The sequence below is a fragment of the Silvimonas terrae genome, assembly GCF_014202765.1.
Classification (GTDB): domain Bacteria; phylum Pseudomonadota; class Gammaproteobacteria; order Burkholderiales; family Chitinibacteraceae; genus Silvimonas; species Silvimonas terrae.
On sequence record NZ_JACHHN010000001.1, the window covers coordinates 765,161 to 784,030 of the forward strand.

13 protein-coding genes are annotated in these 18,870 nt (G+C 58.1%); all 13 read left to right on the forward strand.

From position 1 onward, the window contains the following. Positions 1-16: 16 nt before the first annotated feature. The 13 genes from HNQ50_RS03145 (at position 17) to HNQ50_RS03205 (ending at position 18,803) form a co-directional block, all read left to right on the forward strand. The gene (locus tag HNQ50_RS03145) at positions 17-1,189 is read left to right on the forward strand and encodes a cell division protein ZipA C-terminal FtsZ-binding domain-containing protein (RefSeq protein WP_184097453.1); all 1,173 of its coding nucleotides are present in this window, start codon (positions 17-19) and stop codon (positions 1,187-1,189) included. Between the two features lie 70 nt (positions 1,190-1,259). Then, complete coding sequence (gene ligA / locus HNQ50_RS03150) at positions 1,260-3,641, forward strand: NAD-dependent DNA ligase LigA (RefSeq protein WP_184097455.1); 2,382 nt, start codon at positions 1,260-1,262, stop codon at positions 3,639-3,641. Between the two features lie 316 nt (positions 3,642-3,957). Then, positions 3,958-4,848 carry a UTP--glucose-1-phosphate uridylyltransferase GalU gene (galU, locus tag HNQ50_RS03155; protein ID WP_184097923.1) on the forward strand — a complete coding sequence of 297 codons (891 nt, stop codon included), beginning with the start codon at positions 3,958-3,960 and terminating at the stop codon, positions 4,846-4,848. A 180-nt stretch (positions 4,849-5,028) separates the two neighbouring features. Next, the gene (locus HNQ50_RS03160) at positions 5,029-5,772 is read left to right on the forward strand and encodes an S-methyl-5'-thioinosine phosphorylase (protein ID WP_184097457.1); all 744 of its coding nucleotides are present in this window, start codon (positions 5,029-5,031) and stop codon (positions 5,770-5,772) included. After that, on the forward strand, positions 5,769-6,569 hold the full coding sequence (gene rfbF, locus HNQ50_RS03165; RefSeq protein WP_308419119.1) for a glucose-1-phosphate cytidylyltransferase: 801 nt from the start codon (positions 5,769-5,771) through the stop codon (positions 6,567-6,569). Before HNQ50_RS03160 ends, rfbF begins: the two co-directional genes overlap by 4 nt. A gap of 16 nt (positions 6,570-6,585) precedes the next feature. Further along, positions 6,586-7,659, forward strand: a complete 1,074-nt coding sequence (rfbG, locus tag HNQ50_RS03170) for a CDP-glucose 4,6-dehydratase (RefSeq protein WP_184097459.1) — start codon at positions 6,586-6,588, stop codon at positions 7,657-7,659. Further along, positions 7,659-8,210, forward strand: a complete 552-nt coding sequence (locus HNQ50_RS03175) for a dTDP-4-dehydrorhamnose 3,5-epimerase family protein (protein ID WP_184097461.1) — start codon at positions 7,659-7,661, stop codon at positions 8,208-8,210. The genes rfbG and HNQ50_RS03175 overlap by 1 nt, the downstream gene beginning before the upstream one ends. After that, the gene (locus tag HNQ50_RS03180; protein ID WP_184097463.1) at positions 8,207-9,430 is read left to right on the forward strand and encodes a class I SAM-dependent methyltransferase; all 1,224 of its coding nucleotides are present in this window, start codon (positions 8,207-8,209) and stop codon (positions 9,428-9,430) included. The genes HNQ50_RS03175 and HNQ50_RS03180 overlap by 4 nt, the downstream gene beginning before the upstream one ends. Further along, positions 9,427-10,545, forward strand: a complete 1,119-nt coding sequence (locus HNQ50_RS03185; protein WP_221302967.1) for a DegT/DnrJ/EryC1/StrS family aminotransferase — start codon at positions 9,427-9,429, stop codon at positions 10,543-10,545. Before HNQ50_RS03180 ends, HNQ50_RS03185 begins: the two co-directional genes overlap by 4 nt. Beyond that, positions 10,542-11,195 carry a NeuD/PglB/VioB family sugar acetyltransferase gene (locus HNQ50_RS03190; RefSeq protein WP_184097467.1) on the forward strand — a complete coding sequence of 218 codons (654 nt, stop codon included), beginning with the start codon at positions 10,542-10,544 and terminating at the stop codon, positions 11,193-11,195. The genes HNQ50_RS03185 and HNQ50_RS03190 overlap by 4 nt, the downstream gene beginning before the upstream one ends. Positions 11,196-11,306: 111 nt before the next feature. Continuing rightward, a complete protein-coding gene (locus HNQ50_RS03195; RefSeq protein ID WP_184097469.1) occupies positions 11,307-12,092 on the forward strand; it encodes a cephalosporin hydroxylase family protein in 786 nt (261 codons plus the stop codon). 13 nt (positions 12,093-12,105) lie between these two features. Next, complete coding sequence (locus tag HNQ50_RS03200; protein ID WP_184097471.1) at positions 12,106-16,884, forward strand: TIGR00180 family glycosyltransferase; 4,779 nt, start codon at positions 12,106-12,108, stop codon at positions 16,882-16,884. A 296-nt stretch (positions 16,885-17,180) separates the two neighbouring features. Beyond that, complete coding sequence (locus HNQ50_RS03205; protein WP_184097473.1) at positions 17,181-18,803, forward strand: flagellin N-terminal helical domain-containing protein; 1,623 nt, start codon at positions 17,181-17,183, stop codon at positions 18,801-18,803. Positions 18,804-18,870 lie beyond the last annotated feature (67 nt).

Below are 18,870 nucleotides of genomic sequence, written 5' to 3' on the forward strand. Positions count from 1 at the left end.
AATACAGCCCGGAATCATGACAGATTTGCAACTTGGTTCGCTGATCGCTGGTGGTGCCATTGTCGCCGCCGTCTACGCATTCAACTGGTGGCAAGAACACCGCTACCGCAAGCAGGCCGCCAAAGCCTTTGCCCGCAACCAGCCCGACGTGCTGCTGGATACGCCACAAAACGTGGTGCGCAAGGGTGATGCACAGCGGCTGGAGCCTGCGCTCAACACCCCGTCCTTCACTGCGGGCGACGTGCGCGAAGAGCCGGTGCTGGCCGGTCACACCGTCGCTGAAGTGTTGCAGGATGACGAGGCGCCCCAGCCAGAACCCGCCTGGACTGCGCCCGAGCCCGTGGCACCGCGCCCACAAACCACAGCACAGCCCGCCCCATCCGCGACCGCCGACGAAGACGCCGAGACCAGCTTGCTTGATCCCGCTTTTGATTTCATTGCCGAAGTCCACGCCGGTGTGGATATCCCCGCCGGAGAAGTGCCGCCGTTTCCTGCTACCAAGCGCGTGCGCGTGATTGGCCTGAACGAAGCCGGCCAGTGGCAAACCGTGTACGGCAGCACCGGCAACGCCTTTAGCGAATTGCGTATGGGCCTGCAACTGGTTGATCGCCAGGGGGCGCTGACCCAGGAACAACTCAATGGTTTTTGCATGGCCGTGCAGCAGTTTGCCGATGAACACGATGCCTCGGTGACTTTCCCGCAGCGCTCGGCCAAGCTTTCCACTGCGGCGCAACTGGACGAATTCTGCGCCTCGGTGGACGTGCTGATTGGCCTGAACGTCATGGCGACGGGCAACCCGCTGCCAATGGAAAAAGTGCGTGTTCTGGCTGAGCACGCCGGTCTGGTGAAGGCCCCGGATGGCACGTTCCAGTACCGGAGCGAAAGCGGCAAGAGCCTGTTCTCGCTGACCAACCACGATCAGTCGCCGTTTGGCACTACATCGGAAGGTGTCACCCTGTTGTTCGACGTGCCCCGCGCTGCGGGTGGCCTTTCGGTATTCGAATACGTTTGTCAGTTTGCCATTCAGTTGTGTACCCAACTGGGTGCCACTCTGGTCGACGACAACGGCAAGCCGCTGACCAATGCCAGCCTGACCAATATCCATCAGCAACTGGCCCAGATTTACACGCGTATGGATGAACAAGGCATTGAGCCGGGCTCGCCTGTGGCCTTGCGTTTGTTTGCCTGATGAACCATACCAGGATTGACCGCAACACACGGGGCCGATTGGCCCCGTGCCAGCTCTGACGGACCGCATCATGACCCAGGTTACCGAACAGGCGGCGCAATTGCGCCGCCTTTTGCATCAATACGCCCTTGAGTACTACGTGCTGGACAACCCGACCGTGCCTGATGCCGAGTACGACCGCTTGTTCCGCCAGTTGCAAGCGCTGGAGATGGCGCACCCTGAACTGGTTACCCTGGACTCGCCCACGCAACGGGTTGGTGGCGCGCCGCTACCGGAATTTGCCAGCGTCACGCATCGGGTGCCCATGCTGTCGCTCAACAATGCGTTTGAAGACGACGATATCACTGCGTTTGACCGCCGCATCCGTGAAGGGCTGGGCCAGGACGAGGTGACCTACGACGTCGGCCCCAAATTTGACGGCCTGGCCATGTCGCTGACCTACGAGAATGGCGTGCTGGTCCAGGCCGCAACCCGTGGCGACGGTGCCACGGGCGAGGACGTCACTCGCAATGTGCGCACCATCAACGCCATTCCGCTACGTTTGCAGCAGCGCGAAGGCGTCGCCCTGCCCAGCTTGCTGGAGGTGCGCGGCGAGGTGCTGATGTTCAAAAAAGACTTTGAACGCCTCAACGATGACCAGACCGCCAAGGGCCTCAAAACGTTTGCCAACCCGCGCAATGCCGCAGCGGGCTCGCTGCGCCAGCTTGATTCGCGCATTACCGCATCGCGCCGACTGGCGTTCTTTGCCTACGGCATTGCCACCTGTGAAGGCGTGACCCCGCCCAATTCGCAATCGGGTGTGATGGACTGGTTTGGTACGCTGGGTCTGCCCATCTGCAAAGAGCGTGATCGGGTCCAAGGGGCCGAGGGGCTGCTGGCGTATTACCAGCGGATTGGCGAGAAACGCCCAAGCTTGCCGTATGAGATTGACGGCGTGGTGTACAAGGTCGACAGCTTTGCCCAGCAAGAAGAGCTGGGCTTTGTCTCGCGCGCGCCGCGCTGGGCGATTGCGCACAAATATCCGGCGCAAGAAGCGCTGACCATTGTGGATGTCATTGATGTCCAGGTCGGGCGAACCGGTGCCATTACGCCAGTGGCACGTCTGCAACCCGTTTTTGTGGGCGGCGTGACCGTCACTAACGCGACGCTGCATAACGAAGATGAAGTGCGTCGCAAGGATGTGCGTGTGGGTGACACGGTGATCGTGCGCCGCGCTGGCGACGTGATCCCGGAAGTGGTGGGTGTGGTGCTGGAACGCCGGCCCATGGTCGATCAGCCCGGTGGTGATCTGTTCAACCCGCAACAAGTCCCGCGCGAACCGGCTTATAGCCTGCCCAAAACCTGCCCCGTCTGCGGCTCGCACGTGGTGCGCGAAGAAGGCGAGGCCATTGCACGTTGCTCAGGCGGGCTGTTTTGTTCGGCGCAGCGCAAAGAGGCTATCTGGCATTTTGCCGGCCGCCGCGCCATGGACATCGACGGGCTGGGCGGGCGCTATATCGATAATCTGGTTGAGCTCGATTACGTACATGGCGTGGCTGATCTGTACCGGCTCAAGCTGGAGGACTTCCTGGACATGAAGCGCCGTGCCGATGAGCGCGATGGCATCACGCCAGAAACCGTCCAGCAAGGCAAGGTCGCCACCAAATGGGCTGAAAACCTGCTGGAAGCCATTGAGGCCAGCAAGAATCCGCCGCTGGCGCGCATGTTGTTTGCGCTGGGCATCCGCCATGTGGGGGAGTCCACCGCCAAAACCCTGGCCGACTGGCTGGGCACGCTGGCCTTTGTGCGGCATGCGCCGGGCCCGGTCCTGCGTGTGCTGCCAGACATCGGCGGCACGGTGGCGGACGCCATTGCCGACTTTTTTGCCGAACCCAAAAACCAGAAAGCGCTGGATGATTTGCTAAGTGCTGGCGTGCAACCGGTGGGCGAGCATGCTCCCAACCCGGCATTGCGGGAGAAACTGGAAACCGCTTCTTTGCTGGCGGCGCTGGATATCCCCAAGCTGACCGCCACCCGCGCAAAACAACTGGCGACGACCTTCCCCCGCGTGGCTGATCTGGCCAATGCGGATGCCAACACGCTGGCTGGCTTGCCACCCGACATTGCCAGCAGTGTGCAGCAATGGCTGGCTGCCGAGGGCAATACAGCGCGGCTGGAAGCGCTGGGGGCGTGGTGTGCCACGCTGCTGGCGGCGTTGCCAGAAGAAACCGAAGCAATTGCTGGCGCATTCAGTGGCAAAACCTTTGTGCTCACCGGCACCTTGCCCAGCCTCTCACGCGATGAGGCCAAGGCAATCATCGAAGCGCAAGGTGGCAAGGTCAGCGGGAGTGTCTCGAAGAAAACCGATGTGGTTGTGGCCGGGGCGGAAGCGGGCTCCAAGCTTGCTAAAGCCGAGGAACTGGGCATTGCCATCTGGGATGAAGCCCAACTGCGTGCGGCTGTACCGGGTTGAGGCCATGGCGGTCTTTTGTCGGTGTTTGTCTTGCGTCTTAACCAGATATTCATGACTGTTCATTAAATTAAACACACTTTGAGAATTTTCTCTCCTTGACTTGTTTGTTTAATTGTCTGAACATTTGGTCATGTACAAATCAGAAGCCATTCACTTGTTCGGTTCGCAAACGCGTCTTGCCGATTCGCTTGGGCTGGGGCGTTCCGCGGTCTCGCAATGGCCGGACGAACTGCATCAGCGGCAAGCTGATCAGGTCATGGGTGCGGCACTGCGTCTGGGTTTGCTGGATTCGGGACATCACAGTAAAGGGATCGGTATGCAGAAAATTCGTAAAGCGGTATTCCCGGTAGCCGGGATGGGGACACGTTTCTTGCCGGCGACCAAAGCCAGCCCCAAAGAAATGATGTCCATCGTGGACAAACCCTTGATTCAGTACGCGGTGGAAGAAGCGCTGGCGGCTGGCATTACGGAAATGATCTTCATCACGGGCCGTAACAAGCGTTCCATCGAAGACCATTTTGACAAAGCCTACGAGCTGGAAAGCGAACTGGCTGCCAAGAACAAGCAAAAGCTGCTGGATATCGTGCAAGGCATTCTGCCCAAAGGCGTGACTTGCGTGTACATCCGCCAGCCGGAAGCGCTGGGTCTGGGTCATGCCGTACTCTGCGCCCGTCCGGCGGTGGGCGATGAGCCGTTTGCCGTCATTCTGGCCGATGACTTGATTGATGGCCGTTCTTCCGAACTCAAACTGATGGTCAATCTGTTTGATGACACGCATTGCTCCGTGCTGGGCGTGGAAGAAGTCCCCAAGGAAGACACTGGCTCTTACGGCATTGTGGAAGTGGCCGAATCGCAAGGGGGCCGCCTCAAGATCAACTCTATTGTTGAGAAACCCAAGCCAGAAGAAGCCCCATCCAACCTGGCTGTGGTGGGTCGTTACGTGCTGACGCCGCGCATTTTCCATCATCTGCAAAGCGTCCAGCCGGGCAAGGGTGGCGAAATCCAGCTTACCGATGGCATTTTTGCCCTGATGCAGGAACAGCACGTGCTGGCGCATACCCTCAAGGGCACGCGCTATGACTGCGGCTCCAAGTTCGGCTTCCTGAAGGCCACCTACGAGTTGGGCCTCAAGCACCCGGAAGTGGGCGCGGAATTTGCGGAATACGTGCGTGAACGCAATGCCGTGAATGGCAAGCAGACCGTCTAAGGTGCGTATATCAGACGCGCTGGCGTAAAAAACTTTTGATGTGGATTCAAAGACAAAGGGGCTTGCCATCGTGCGGCCCCTTTTTCTCGCTTAGTAATTGCGGGCAGATGCCGATATGATGCAAGAATCGTATGGCATATCACGCGCCCCGGCGCTTTCGCAAAGCCAGGAGGACAATGCATGCTTGCCCTGATTGGGGGAACCGGCGCGGGTCAGCCGGCGAATTTGCAGGTCACACGCCGACTGGTCGTGCGCACGCCGTATGGGGATCCGTCCGGTGCGCTGACCTTTGGTGAAGTTGCAGGGCGCCCGGTGGTGTTTATTGCCCGTCATGGCTATGGCCATACCATACCGCCCCATCTGATCAACTATCGGGCCAATATCTGGGCGCTGACTCAACAGCCTGTTACCCACATTGTGGCTATTGCTTCGGTAGGCGGTATCCGCACTGATATGGGACCTGGAACACTGGTGATCCCCGATCAGATCATTGATTACACTTGGGGCCGCAAACAAACCATGTTTGAGGTGGGTGAGCACCCGGTCACCCATGTCGACTTTACCGAGCCGTATTCCGGCGATCTGCGCTCGGCCTTGCTGGATGCAGCGCGACAAAGCCGGGTCAGTGTCGTCGATGGTGGCACGTACGCTTGCACCCAGGGGCCGCGCCTGGAGACGGCCGCGGAAATCTGCCGCATTCAGCGTGATGGTGGCGATATGGTTGGTATGACCGGCATGCCTGAAGCCGTGCTGGCGCGTGAGGTGGGGGTGCCCTATGCCACACTGGCCGTGGTGTCGAACTGGGCTGCCGGGCAGCAAGATAGCCAGCGTGGCGTGGTTTTCAGCGCAGCAAGTGGCGTTTTTGAGGCTGCCATGATGAGAGCCAATTCCGTACTTGAAGCCCTGGTCCTGACCGGGGTGTGAACGAAGGGACAAACAGCGTGAAGGTGGTCATTCTTGCGGGCGGTCTGGGCACACGTCTTGGTGAAGAAACAGATCTGCGACCCAAGCCCATGGTTGAGATCGGCGGGCGCCCGATTCTTTGGCACATCATGAAGATCTATGCGGCCCAGGGTTATTCCGAATTTGTGATTTTGCTGGGTTACAAGGGCAATCACATCAAGGAGTTCTTTGCCAATTATTTTCTGTACCAGGGTGATGTCACCATTGATCTGTCCAATAACCAGATTGAGGTACACCGCAACCAGTCTGAATCCTGGAAGGTGACCTTGCTGGAAACCGGTCTGTCGTCGCAAACCGGTGGCCGCATCTTGCGGGCGCGGGACTACCTGGGCGGCGAAGATTTCATGCTGACTTATGGCGATGGCGTGTCCGACGTCAACATTGCCGTACAACTGGCGCAACACCAGGCCTCGCCAGACGCACTGGTGACCATGACCTGTGTGCAGCCGGAGCCGCGCTTTGGCCTGGTGGACGAAGACGCCAATGGCTATATCCGCGAGTTTCACGAAAAACCGCCTGGCGATCTGGGCTGGATCAACGCTGGCTTCATGATCTGCCGTCCGGGCGTGTTCGATTACATCAAGGATGGCGACGCGACCATCTTCGAGAGGGAGCCGCTGGAAGCGCTGGCTGGCGATGGCAAGCTCAAGGCATACCGCCATCATGGCTTCTGGAAATGCATGGATACGCTGCGCGACAAAATCCAGTTGAACCAGATGTGGGATCAGGGCAAAGCACCCTGGAAAATCTGGGACTAAGTCAGGATGCGTCGACGTGTTCAATGACATTTACCAGGGCTGCCGTGTTTTTGTCACCGGGCATACCGGTTTCAAAGGGTCGTGGCTTGCCCTGTGGCTGCAACAACTTGGTGCCCAGGTTGAAGGGTATGCCTTGCCGCCGGAGGCCGGCGAGCCGGCACACTGGTCGGCGCTTGGGCTCGATTGTGGCTCTACGTTGGCGGATATCCGTGATGCCGGCGTTTTGCAGCAGTCGATCGAGCGAGCCCGGCCGGAGATCGTCTTTCACCTTGCAGCGCAGCCCTTGGTGCTGGCCTCTTATCAGGACCCGCTGACTACCTGGCAAACCAATGTCATGGGTACGGCCAATGTGCTTGAAGCGTGTCGCGCTGTGGATTCGGTCAAGGCGGTGGTCGTCATTACCACCGACAAGTGCTACGAAAACAAAGAATGGAGCTGGGGCTACCGAGAGACAGATACGCTGGGTGGACATGATCCGTATAGCGCCTCCAAAGCTGCGGCAGAGCTGGTCGCGGCCTCTTACCGCAGTAGTTTTGCCGAGCGCGCCGGTGCGCCGCGTTTGCTGATCGCCACGGCACGGGCCGGCAACGTGATTGGCGGTGGCGATTGGGCGCAAAACCGGCTGATTCCGGACGTGGCACGCGCGGTGGCCGTCGGGCAGAGGGTGGATATCCGCAATCCGCTGGCCATTCGTCCCTGGCAGCATGTGCTGGAATCGCTTTCAGCCTATTTGTTGATTGGCGAGCGTTTGCTGGCAGGCGACGAAACCGTAGCTTGCGCCTGGAATGTCGGCCCGCTGGAATCGGATATCGCCTCAGTGGGCGAGGTGCTGACGCAGTTGGGACGTCTGTGGCCAGCCGTGGCATGGCAGCAGGTGGGTGCGGTGGCGCATGAAACCAGTGCGTTGAGACTGGATTCATCGCACATCCGCACCCGGCTGGGCTGGCAACCGGTCTGGCGGTTGCAACAGGCACTGGCGCAAACCGGTTCCTGGTATCAGGACTGGATGCGCGGCGAGCTGATCTCGCTGCAACAATTGCAACAATATCAACACGATGCCGCGCTGGCCGGCCTGGTGTGGGCGCGCTGATGCGTATCACACCGCTTGATATCGCAGGTGCCGCCATCCTGGAAACAGACCGGCGCGGTGATGAACGGGGCAGTTTTGCGCGCTGGTTCTGCACGAATGAACTGGCAACCTTGCTGGGGGACTCGCAGGTCTGCCAGGTCAATCATTCGTTCACCCAGGAACAAGGCAGCATCCGCGGCCTGCATTTCCAGCACCCGCCCGCAGCAGAAAAGAAAATTATCCGATGCCTGGTGGGAGCGGTGTTTGACGTAGTGGCCGACCTGCGCGCTGGCTCGCCTACCTTTTTGCAATGGCGCAGCGTTGAGCTTTCGGCAAAGAACGACCGTGCTTTGCTGTTGCCAGAAGGTTGCGCACACGGTTTCCAAACGCTGGCCAGCGATACGCAGTTGCTGTATCTGCACACGGCTTTTTATACGCCTGCCCTGGAAGCCGGGCTGCGTTATAACGATCCACGTTTGAACATTGCCTGGCCGCTGCCGCCCGCACAGCTGTCTGCCCGTGACCAGCAACATCCTTTATTGACTGAAGATTTTCGTGGAATCGAGCCATGAAGTGTCGTCATTGCCATAGCCCTTTGCAGCTTGATTTTGTTGATCTGGGCTTTTCTCCACCCTCCAATGCCTATCTGGATGCGGCTCGTCTGTCCGCGCCGGAGACGTATTATCCGCTGCGCGTGAAAGTCTGCGAGCAGTGCTGGCTGGTGCAAACCGAAGACTTTGCTCGCCACGATGAACTGTTTGATGCCGGGTATGCGTATTTCTCCTCGACCTCATCCACCTGGCTGGCGCATGCGCAAAAATATGTGGAGATGATTGCCCGACGCTTAGGGCTGGGCCCGCAGTCCCTGGTGGTCGAGGTGGCTGCCAATGATGGCTATCTGCTGCAATACGTGTTGCAGCAGGGTATCCGCTGCGTGGGCGTAGAGCCCACCCACAGCACTGCCAAAGCCGCCCGCGAGCGCGGGTTGGAGATCGAAGAAATCTTTCTGGGCGTGAATAGCGCAGAGGCGCTACGCGCGCGGCATGGCGCGGCGGACCTGGTGGTCGCCAATAATGTGTTGGCGCATGTGCCGGACATCAACGACTTTGTCGCTGGCATTGCGCATTTGCTCACCCCCCAGGGCACGGTGACGTTTGAGTTTCCGCACGTGCAGAACCTGATCGAACAAATCCAGTTCGACACGATTTATCACGAGCATTTTTCCTATCTGTCGCTGCTGGCCGTGCAGCCTATCCTGCGTCAGGCCGGGCTGCGGGTGTATGACGTGGAATTACTGCCCACACACGGCGGCAGCTTGCGGGTCTACGCTTGCCCGCAGGGCGCGGTGCATGCCGAACAGCCGGCCGTGGCCGCCACCCTGGCGGGTGAGCGCTCTGCCGGGCTGGATCAGCCGCAGGTTTATCGAGATTTCCAATCTCGTGCTGACGTTGTACGGCTGGGTTTGCAAGCCTTTTTGCTGGAGCAAAAACGCCTTGGCAAAAAAGTGCTCGGCTATGGTGCTGCGGCAAAAGGGAATACGCTACTCAATTACGCGGGCGTGGATGGTCTGCTGGTGGAACAGGTGGCGGACGCAGCCCCCTCCAAGCAAGGCAAGTACCTGCCGGGTAGCCATATCCAGGTGATTACCCCGCAAGCATTGATGGATGCCCGGCCGGATTTTGTGCTGATCCTGCCATGGAACCTGAAACATGAAGTCATGCGACAACTGGCCGGCATCCGTGAATGGGGCGGACAGTTTGTGGTGGCGATACCCGAGGTGGAAATCCTGTGAGCCAGACCCGCATCCTGTATACCAAGCCTTCCATCACCGAGCGCGAGATTACCTACGCCACTGATGCCGCGGCCCATGGCTGGGGTGAGCGTTGCTACGACTATATCAACCGCTTTGAGCGGGATTTCGCCAACTGGATTGGCGCCACTCATGCCATTGCGACGTCCAGCTGTACTGGCGCAATGCATATGGCACTGGCCGCGCTGGAGATCGGCGAAGGCGATGAAGTCATCCTGGCCGATACCAACTGGATTGCGACGGTCGCGCCCATCGTTCATGTTGGCGCTACTCCGGTCTTTGTCGATGTGCTGGCCCAATCGTGGTGTCTTGATCCGGTAAAGGTGGAGGCCGCCATTACCCCCAGAACCCGTGCGATTGTGGCGACCCATATCTACGGCAATCTGTGTGATCTGGACGCACTGGCCGTGATTGCCGAGCGTCATGGCCTGGTGCTGATCGAAGACGCAGCAGAGGCCATCGGCTCGGTCTACCACGGGCGCCGTGCGGGATCGGTAGGGCGGTTTGGCGTATTTTCGTTTCATGGCACCAAAACCATGACCACCGGCGAAGGCGGCATGTTTGTCACCAGTGACCCGGATTTGTACGAACGCGTGCTAACCCTGAGCAATCATGGCCGCAAGCGTGGCGAAACCCGCCAGTTCTGGCCGGCGGAGATCGGTTTTAAATACAAGATGTCCAATGTTCAGGCGGCGATCGGTTGCGCCCAGCTTGAACGGATTGATGAACTGGTCGCGCGCAAGCGCGAGGTATTCCACCAGTATCAGGCCGCCCTGCGCGCATGGCCGCAGATCAGCATGAACCCGGAACCCGCAGGAACGCTGAACGGGTACTGGATGCCGACCGCAATCTTTGAACCGGCCACCGGGGTAACGCGGGAACAACTGCAGGCCGCATTCGGGCGTGAACAGATTGATGCGCGGGTCTTTTTCAGCCCGCTATCCAGCACCCCGCCTTTTGCCGCAGTGCCGCAGAACCAGCTAGCGTTTGATCTCCCCTCGCGCGCCATCAATCTGCCCAGTTATCACGATCTGACCCCAGAGCAGATTGAGCGGGTCGTCGCTTGCCTTTTGAGCGTATTGCCGGAGGCGCGGTGAAAAAAGTCTTGCTGCTCGGGGCCAATAACCCGGAGTCCCCGCGCATATTGCAAAGGGTACGCGAGCATGGCGCAGCGGACTTTGCCGGATATATCGACAACGATCCGGCCAAAAAAGGCCAGGATTTCTACGGCCTGCCGGTGTTTGGCGGTTTTGATGTGTTGCCCCGGTTTGACCCGGCCCAATACACCTTTGTGAACCTGATCTCTGGTGATTGCGTTACCCGGCATGAGACCACGCAGTATATGCTCGGCGCTGGCTTTGCCATGAGCAACCTGATTCATCCAGCCATTGATTTGCTGATGGTGGAATTGGGCACCGGCATTTATTTGCGCGAAGGCGTCATTGTGCAGGCCGGGGTCAAATTGGCTGACAATGTCTGCATGCACATTGGGGCATTGATCGGACATGAAACACAGATCGGGGAATCTTCATTCATTGCCCCTGGTGTCTCGGTATGCGGCTGTGTTGAAATAGGTCGCGGGGTTTTTGTTGGTGCGGGCGCCACCATATTGCCCAGGCTGAAAATAGGGGATTGGGCGGTGATTGGCGCAGGTGCGGTGATTACCAAAGATGTGCCGGCGGGTGCGGTCATGGTGGGTAATCCCGCGCGGATACTTAGAATGCGTGACTCGCAGGTGTCACAGTAAATACCGTACTAGAGACAGATTAAAATGGCGTGGGTAGCGCGCGCTGACAGAACCGGCGCCATGCCAGACCAGAATATTCCCGTCAGGCGGGATCAACCCATTGAGGTTTTCATGACAGACGACATGCTCGCCCGCTTTGAGGCAGAACGAGTCCAGGATATTGCAGCCCAGGGCGCAGACGCAAAACTTAAAAAAATGGGTGTGGATTTTGTGGTCCAGACGGCACCCCATAAATACACCTACAACTTCAAGGCGCTAGGCCGCCCCATTATTCAGCTGCCGCAAGACATGGTCGCCATGCAGGAGCTGATCTGGCAATTGCGTCCGGACCTGATTATTGAAACCGGCATTGCCCATGGTGGCTCGTTGATCATGAGTGCATCCATGCTGGCCTTGCTGGATTATTGCGATGCGGTGGAGCAAGGCGTACCGCTGGATCCGAAAGCCAGCAAACGCAAGGTGCTGGGGCTGGATATTGATATCCGCGAGCACAATCGGGCCGCAATCGAAGCTCACCCGCTGGCGCATAAAATCGAGATGATCCAGGGGTCGTCCATTGATCCGCAAATCATTGCCCAGGTGCACGCCAGGGCGCAGGGGTGCGAGCGGGTGCTGGTTTGTCTGGACTCTAACCATACCCATGCCCATGTGTTGGCAGAGCTGGAGGCCTATGCACCGCTGACCACCCTGGGTAGTTATTGCGTGGTGTTCGATACGGTGGTGGAAGACATGCCCGCCGATGCTTTCCCTGACCGGCCGTGGGGCGTGGGTGACAATCCGAAAACGGCAGTGCACCAATGGCTGAAAAACAATCCTGGATTCCAGATTGACCACACCATTGAAAACAAATTGCTGATTACCGTTGCGCCAGACGGTTATCTGAAACGTATTGCCTGATACTGGACATCGAATGAATTCATCTGGCCAGCTGTTGACCCTGGTATTGCTGACGCACAATCGCCCGCAGTTCCTGGCGCGCGCCGTGCGTTATTATTCCGCCATGCCATATAACCTGCTGATCATGGATTCCTCAGCGGAATCCAATGCATGGGCTGCGGCGCAATACGGGAACGAACGCACGAATTACCAGCATTGTGGCGACTGTGATTACAGTCAGATCATGCTGAAAATCCGGCGCGGCACCGATCTGGTCACAACGCCCTATATGGCTTTTGTGACCGATGACGATTTCACCCTGCAAGCCGGCCTTGAACAGAGCATTGATTTCCTGGAGACCAATCCCGAGTACGGCTTGTGTCATGGCTATTCAGTCATGTATCTGGCGGATGGCGAACGTGTGCACTATTTCTTGCGCGATCGCAAAGTGGTGGAAGACTACGCCGGCAATGTCGCAGATCGCATCATGTCCTTTATGGACAATTATATTCCGCCTTTTTATGCGGTGAGCAGAACCCATATCCCGCGTGACTGGTATCACCGGATTCCGGACGATATCCGCTGGGAATTCAATGAATTTGGGGATGCATTTTACCGACTGATTTGCAGCAGCATCCGGATATTGCCTATTCCGTTTGTGGTTCGTGAACTCAATTACCCGGTATCAGATCATCAGACCGATCTGTATCAGGCTTTGACCTCGCCGGCGTTTGAAGGGCAGCCCAAAGAAGATTTTTTTGATTTCATGGCGCAGGTGTATTGCCAACTGCAGCCCGGTGTCGCTGTTGAAGAAGCACGGACACTGGCCAAAAAAGCATCCGCGATCCTCGCCATGTGCCTGGCCAGCAACAAGTCGCTGACCGTGCAGGAAATATTCCGTTCGGAATGGCGTGCGATCACGCCGCACCCAGAATGGGTGTTTGAACCCAGACAGTTTGTGGAAATGCCATTCTATAATTCGGCGTTCTTTGCACTGCTGGAAGATATTGATCTGATGGTGCGGGCCATGCCCTGCGGCAAGCTCCAGTTAAAAGAGCTGGAACCCAAGCTGCAGTGGCAAAACCAGTTGATCATTCAGGGCATTGCCCAGATGGATGCAGGTGATACCCAAACGGCGCTCCAGTCGTTTGAGGCCATCCTCAGTCAGAACCCATTCCATATCAACACCCTGTGCAGCTTGTGCGTGCTGCATGCCAACCAGGGCGCGCTGCAACAGGCCAAAGTATTGCTGGACTGGGCCACGCGCCTGAATCCGCTAGACCCGGCCGTGCGCTCACTGGCGCCTTTGGCGCAGGCGCTGGCGCAGAAAACGATCACGGCACAGCCGCAAAAGGCCGAGCGCCGCGTGGCCGTGGTGTTCCATTTGTTTTACCTCGATCTGTGGGATGAGTTTGCCCAGGCATTCTCTGGCATCAAACAGCCTTTCGACTTGCTGGTCACCACGCCGGAAGACGAGTTGCCGCAGGCAACCGCACTGATCAAGGCCCGCTTCCCGGACGCCAGAATTTACCCGGTCAAGAATCGCGGGCGTGACATTGCGCCACTGTTCAAGTTGCTGGAGCATGAGCGACTGGAAGAGTACGACCAGGTACTGAAGATCCATACCAAAAAGTCCTTGCACCGTACCAACGGTTTTGGCGAACTCTGGCGCCATCATCTCTTGAAGGGACTGTTGCCGGAAGGCGGTATCGGGCCGATCCTGGCCATGTTTGATGCCAACCCGGGGGTCGGCATGCTGGCCGCCCCGGAAACCATGGTCAACGCCTACAAGATTGCCGGTGCACAGCGGGAAAACTTGCCGGGGATGCAGCTATGGGCCAAGCGCATCGGCGTTGATCCGCAAGGCTTTGACTACGACTTTGTGGCGGGCTCCATGTACTGGGTGCGCGGTGCGTTTTTTGCTGCGCTGCGCCGGCTTGACGTCAAGCTGGAGGATTTCGAGGAAGAGGCCGGCCAACTGGATGGTACGCTGGCCCATGTCTTTGAGCGCCTGATGCCGCTGGTTGTGCGCTCAGCCGGGCTTGAAGCCCGGATGCTGCCCAAGAACGAGCCAGAGCCCGGTGCTTCGGGCGAGGCGCAAGTCCAGAGTTCTCTGTCGTCGCCGATGGGGTTAAGTCTGGTCACCCATACCTACGAAACCTGGTTAAGAGATCGCAATCTCACGCTGGCTGAAGCCCGCATGATTGATACCCGCGTTGATCAGATGACGCCCCAGGTGGCGCACTTTTATCTGATTGACCGGACAGGCAACATGGCCGGCGTATCTGAAACACTGACCACGCTGGGTCAGCAATATTTCAAGGGCAAGCGGGCCACCATTGTGTCGCCGCTGGCGGATCCTGATCCCAATAGCGGTATCGGCTGGCTGCAGAGCAATGACGCCTACGCCACGGTTGCCGCAGATGTCATTCGTACCCGGGCAGATTGGGTCGGTCTGGCGGAAGTGGGCGATCTGCTGACGCTGGATGGTCTGCTGCTGGGTTTGCTGCAAGCGGCGGACAATCCGCAGTGGCAAGCCATTTATTGGGATGATGACTGGATCAGCGAGCCTGGCAAATCCGATGTGCCGCGCTTCAAGCCGGACTTTAGTCCTGACCTGCTGCGCTCCATTCCTTATGCAGATGGGCTTTTGCTGGTGCGACATACTGCCATGGTGGCGGCGTTGGCGGCCGGGCCGCTGGAACCGGGTGCCGAGCAGATTGATCTGCTGTTCCGGCTGTATGAGCAACTGGGCGAACAGGCGATTGGTCATGTCCCCAATATTGGTTGCCATCTGGCCCAATTGCCATGGCGCGCGCTGGACGACCACGGGCGGGCGGGGGCGTTTGCACGCGCCGTACGCAATCACCTGCAACGTCTGAATATCCCGGCAAACATGTCCGAGGGGCTGCTGCCGGGGACCTTGCATGTGCAGCATCAGCACGCCACCAAGCCGCTGGCCAGTATTATCGTCCCTACCAAAGACCAGTTTGCAATGCTGTCACGGTGTGTCGAGAGCGTGCTGGAGCGGACCCGCTATCCCAATTACGAACTGCTGATTGTCGATAACAACACGACTGAGGCGGATGCCTGCAATTTTCTGGACGGCCTGGAGAATCTTGGGAATCCGCGTATCCGTGTGATCCGCTATCCGCACCCGTTCAATTTCTCTGCAATCAACAATCATGCAGTGGAATTGGCACAGGGTGAGTACGTGGTCATGCTGAACAACGATACCGCCATCATCCAGGACAACTGGCTGGATGAACTGATGAGCCACGCGCAGCGGCCGGAAGTTGGTGCGGTCGGCGCGCGTCTATTGTATCCGGATGGGCGCATTCAGCACGCCGGGGTGGTATTGGGGCTGCGTGGCCCGGCAGATCATCCATTCATCGGCTCGCCCAGGGAAGAGCGCGGTTATATGAACCGCTTGCAGGTCACCCAGAATTACTCGGTAGTCACTGCTGCGTGCATGGTGGTGCGCAAATCCCTGTACCGCGAAGTGGGTGGCATGGATGAACAAGACTTCAAGGTCTCTTACAACGATGTCGATCTGTGCCTGAAGGTGCGCCAGGCCGGGTATCTGGTGGTATGGACGCCATTTGCCAGTGTCTTGCATGAGGGCAGCGTCAGCCAGACCCGCGTTGATCCTGCGGCCCAGGAGGCTAAAAGAAAGCGCTTTGCTGGTGAGCAAGAGGCCATGTATCACAAGTGGCTGCCCCAGCTGGCGCGGGATCCATACTACAACCGCAATCTGGCGCTGCATGGCAACGGGTTCGAAATCGAGCACCGTCGTCTGGTGTCGTTCCAGCCCATTTCCTGGAAGCCACCCATGCGGGTACTGACGCATCCGGCGGATCAGATGGGGTGTGGACACTACCGTATCATTCAGCCGTTCCAGGCGCTGAAAGACGCACAAATGGTGGGTGGATCAATCTCGTTTGAATTGCTCTCTTTGGTTGATCAGGAGCGCTTCAAGCCGGATGTGTTGGTCTTCCAGCGGCAATTTACGCCGGAGCAGATCGAATTCATGTCCCGTGCCAAGCGGTTTTCTGGCGCGTATTGCATCTACGAACTGGATGACTATCTGCCCAACTTGCCACTCAAGAGCGCCCACCGCGAGCATATGCCCAAGGATGTGTTGAAGTCATTGCGGCGTGCGGTAGCGAATGTAGACCGCTTTGTGGTGTCCACGGAGCGTCTGGCTGAACAGTATTCGGATCTGCACGATAACTTCCATGTGGTGAACAACTATCTGCCAGAAGCGTGGTGGGGTGATCTGCCGTTGATCCAGACCGAACACGAGAAGCCGCGTATTGGCTGGGCCGGCGGGATCAGTCACACGGGCGATCTGGAGTTGATTGAAGGTGTGGTGCGGGAGCTGGCAGAAGAGGTGGACTGGGTGTTCTTTGGCATGTGTCCGCCCAAATTGCGTCCTTATGTGAAGGAATTTCATGAGGGCGTGCCCATTGAGGCTTACCCGGCCAAGGTGGCAAGCCTGCGGCTGGACCTGGCTTTGGCACCGCTGGAGCACAACGTATTCAACGAGAGCAAGAGCAATCTACGCCTGCTGGAGTATGGTGCTTGCGGCTTCCCGGTGGTCTGCACCGACATTGAACCGTACCGCGTTGACCTGCCGGTGACGCGGGTGCGCAATCGTCATAAAGACTGGATTGATGCTATTCGCATGCATCTGGATGACTTGCCGGCAACCCGTCAACGCGGTCTGGAGTTGCGCCAGGCCGTGCGGGACAGGTGGATGCTTAAGGGTGAAAACCTGGCGCGTTGGCGTAAGGCTTGGTCTCCCGATTAACGGCAGGCTGATACAAATAGCAGGCATCGACAGGAACGACGGGTGGTCCAGCCCGTCGTTTTTTTATGTCCGACATCCTGGAATCACGTGTGGATGCGGGCTTCAGCGGCGAGGGGAGAGAGGCTGTCCTCGTGTAACAACAGAAAACTCTTATGCTTTCCTGTTGCGTCAGATTTCGGCGAAAAAATTTTTTATAAATTCGCTAAAGTTATTTTCGAGCGCTCCGATAAACAATCCAAGGACGCGGTGTTGCGTCTGATTGTTAAACGCAAAACCCCCTTTCGAGGAGCTACCAAATGTCTTTGGTTCTCAATACAAACGTAGCGTCGCTGCAGGCTCAGCAAAACCTGAGCAAGTCGCAAGACTCGCTGAATACCTCGCTGGAACGCCTGTCGTCCGGTCTGCGTATCAACAGCGCCAAGGATGACGCAGCAGGTCTGGCGATCTCTGATCGCATGACTTCCCAAATCAACGGCATGAACCAGGCTTCCCGCAATGCCAACGACGGTGTGTCGTTGTCGCAAACTGCGGAAGGCGCACTGGGCCAGATGAGCGATATGATGCAGTCCATTCGCCAGCTGGCTGTGCAGTCTGGCAACGCGACGAACTCCACGTCCGACCGTCAGGCACTGAATGCCCAGGTGAACCAACTGGTATCCGAACTGGATCGTACCGCTCAAACTACCCAGTTTAACGGTCAAAACCTGTTCGACGGCAGCTTCACGGCTGCAACCTACCAGGTTGGCGCCAACGCCAACCAGACCATCACTGCAACCATGGGTAACTTCCGTACCAGCCAGTACGGTACGTTCCAGATGGGTGGCGGTAACGGTACGGGCCAACTGGCTTTCACCAACGAAGTGTCCGGTACCACTCAAGGTGCGATTGGCGGTACTGCCAACGTGGCCGTGACCGGTGCTGTGGTGACTTCCAGCGGCACCATGTCCATCAACGGCAAGTCGGTTTCCGTTTCCGGTACTGACCAGGCTAGCGATGTGGCTGCCAAGATCAACGCCGCCAACACCGGTGTGACAGCAACGGCTTCCACGGAAGTTGATCTGTCTTTCGGTTCGGGTTCGTACTCTCTGGCCGTTGCTTCGAACAACAACACCTACGCTTCGGTGTCGTTCAGCGTGACCTCGTCTGTTTCGGGTCAGGCTCCGACCGCGTCCGACTACAACCAGGCTGTGACCGCGTTCAACAACGCACAATCGCAAACTGGCGTGGTGGCGCAGCTGGCTACGTTCACAAACTCCAGCGGTGCGGTGACCTACGGTATCAAGCTGACCAACAACTCGGGTGCCAACATCCAGATGACGTCGGCCAGCGGTGTGGCCAGCGGCTTCGGCGGTTCGGTGACACAGTACAACTACGACACCACCAACTCGACCGGTTCGGCTCAGTACACTTCGGGCTCTGCGATCCAGGCTTCGGGTGGTTCGGGTAGCTTCACCTTCGGTGGTCAGGTTGTGCTGAACTCGGCCAGCTCGTACTCCATCACTACCAGCGGCGCAGGTTTCGCCAGCGGCGTGTTCACCGGTCTGAATGCGGGTGGTACGGCCTCTTACGGCCTGACTTCCGGCTCGACCATGACTTCTTCGCTGAAGACCGTGCAAAGCCTGGATGTGTCCACCGTTGACGGTGCCACCCAAGCCCTGCGGATTGCCGATGATGCACAGTCGTACATCGACAGCCAACGTGCTCAACTGGGTGCTCTGCAAAACCGCTTCACTTCGACCATCTCTAACCTGTCGACCACGGTGACCAACCTGTCGGCCGCCAAGAGCCGGATTGAAGATACTGACTTCGCGTCGGAAACTGCTAACCTGACTCAATCGCAGATTCTGCAACAGGCCGGTACCGCGATGCTGTCGCAAGCCAACCAGCTGCCGCAAAGCATCTTGAGCCTGCTGAAGTAAGCAGGCACTAGAAGCCAAGGATAGTCTGTAGGCATGATGCCCCGGCCGGTTCAAACCGTGCCGGGGC

Bases quoted from the DNA above. Each gene is read 5' to 3' on its own strand.
- HNQ50_RS03145 (WP_184097453.1), top strand. From the start codon at position 17: ATGACAGATTTGCAACTTGGTTCGCTGATCGCTGGTGGTGCCATTGTC.
- ligA (WP_184097455.1), top strand. From the start codon at position 1,260: ATGACCCAGGTTACCGAACAGGCGGCGCAATTGCGCCGCCTTTTGCAT.
- galU (WP_184097923.1), top strand. From the start codon at position 3,958: ATGCAGAAAATTCGTAAAGCGGTATTCCCGGTAGCCGGGATGGGGACA.
- HNQ50_RS03160 (WP_184097457.1), top strand. From the start codon at position 5,029: ATGCTTGCCCTGATTGGGGGAACCGGCGCGGGTCAGCCGGCGAATTTG.
- HNQ50_RS03175 (WP_184097461.1), top strand. From the start codon at position 7,659: ATGCGTATCACACCGCTTGATATCGCAGGTGCCGCCATCCTGGAAACA.
- HNQ50_RS03180 (WP_184097463.1), top strand. From the start codon at position 8,207: ATGAAGTGTCGTCATTGCCATAGCCCTTTGCAGCTTGATTTTGTTGAT.
- HNQ50_RS03195 (WP_184097469.1), top strand. From the start codon at position 11,307: ATGACAGACGACATGCTCGCCCGCTTTGAGGCAGAACGAGTCCAGGAT.
- HNQ50_RS03200 (WP_184097471.1), top strand. From the start codon at position 12,106: ATGAATTCATCTGGCCAGCTGTTGACCCTGGTATTGCTGACGCACAAT.
- HNQ50_RS03205 (WP_184097473.1), top strand. From the start codon at position 17,181: ATGTCTTTGGTTCTCAATACAAACGTAGCGTCGCTGCAGGCTCAGCAA.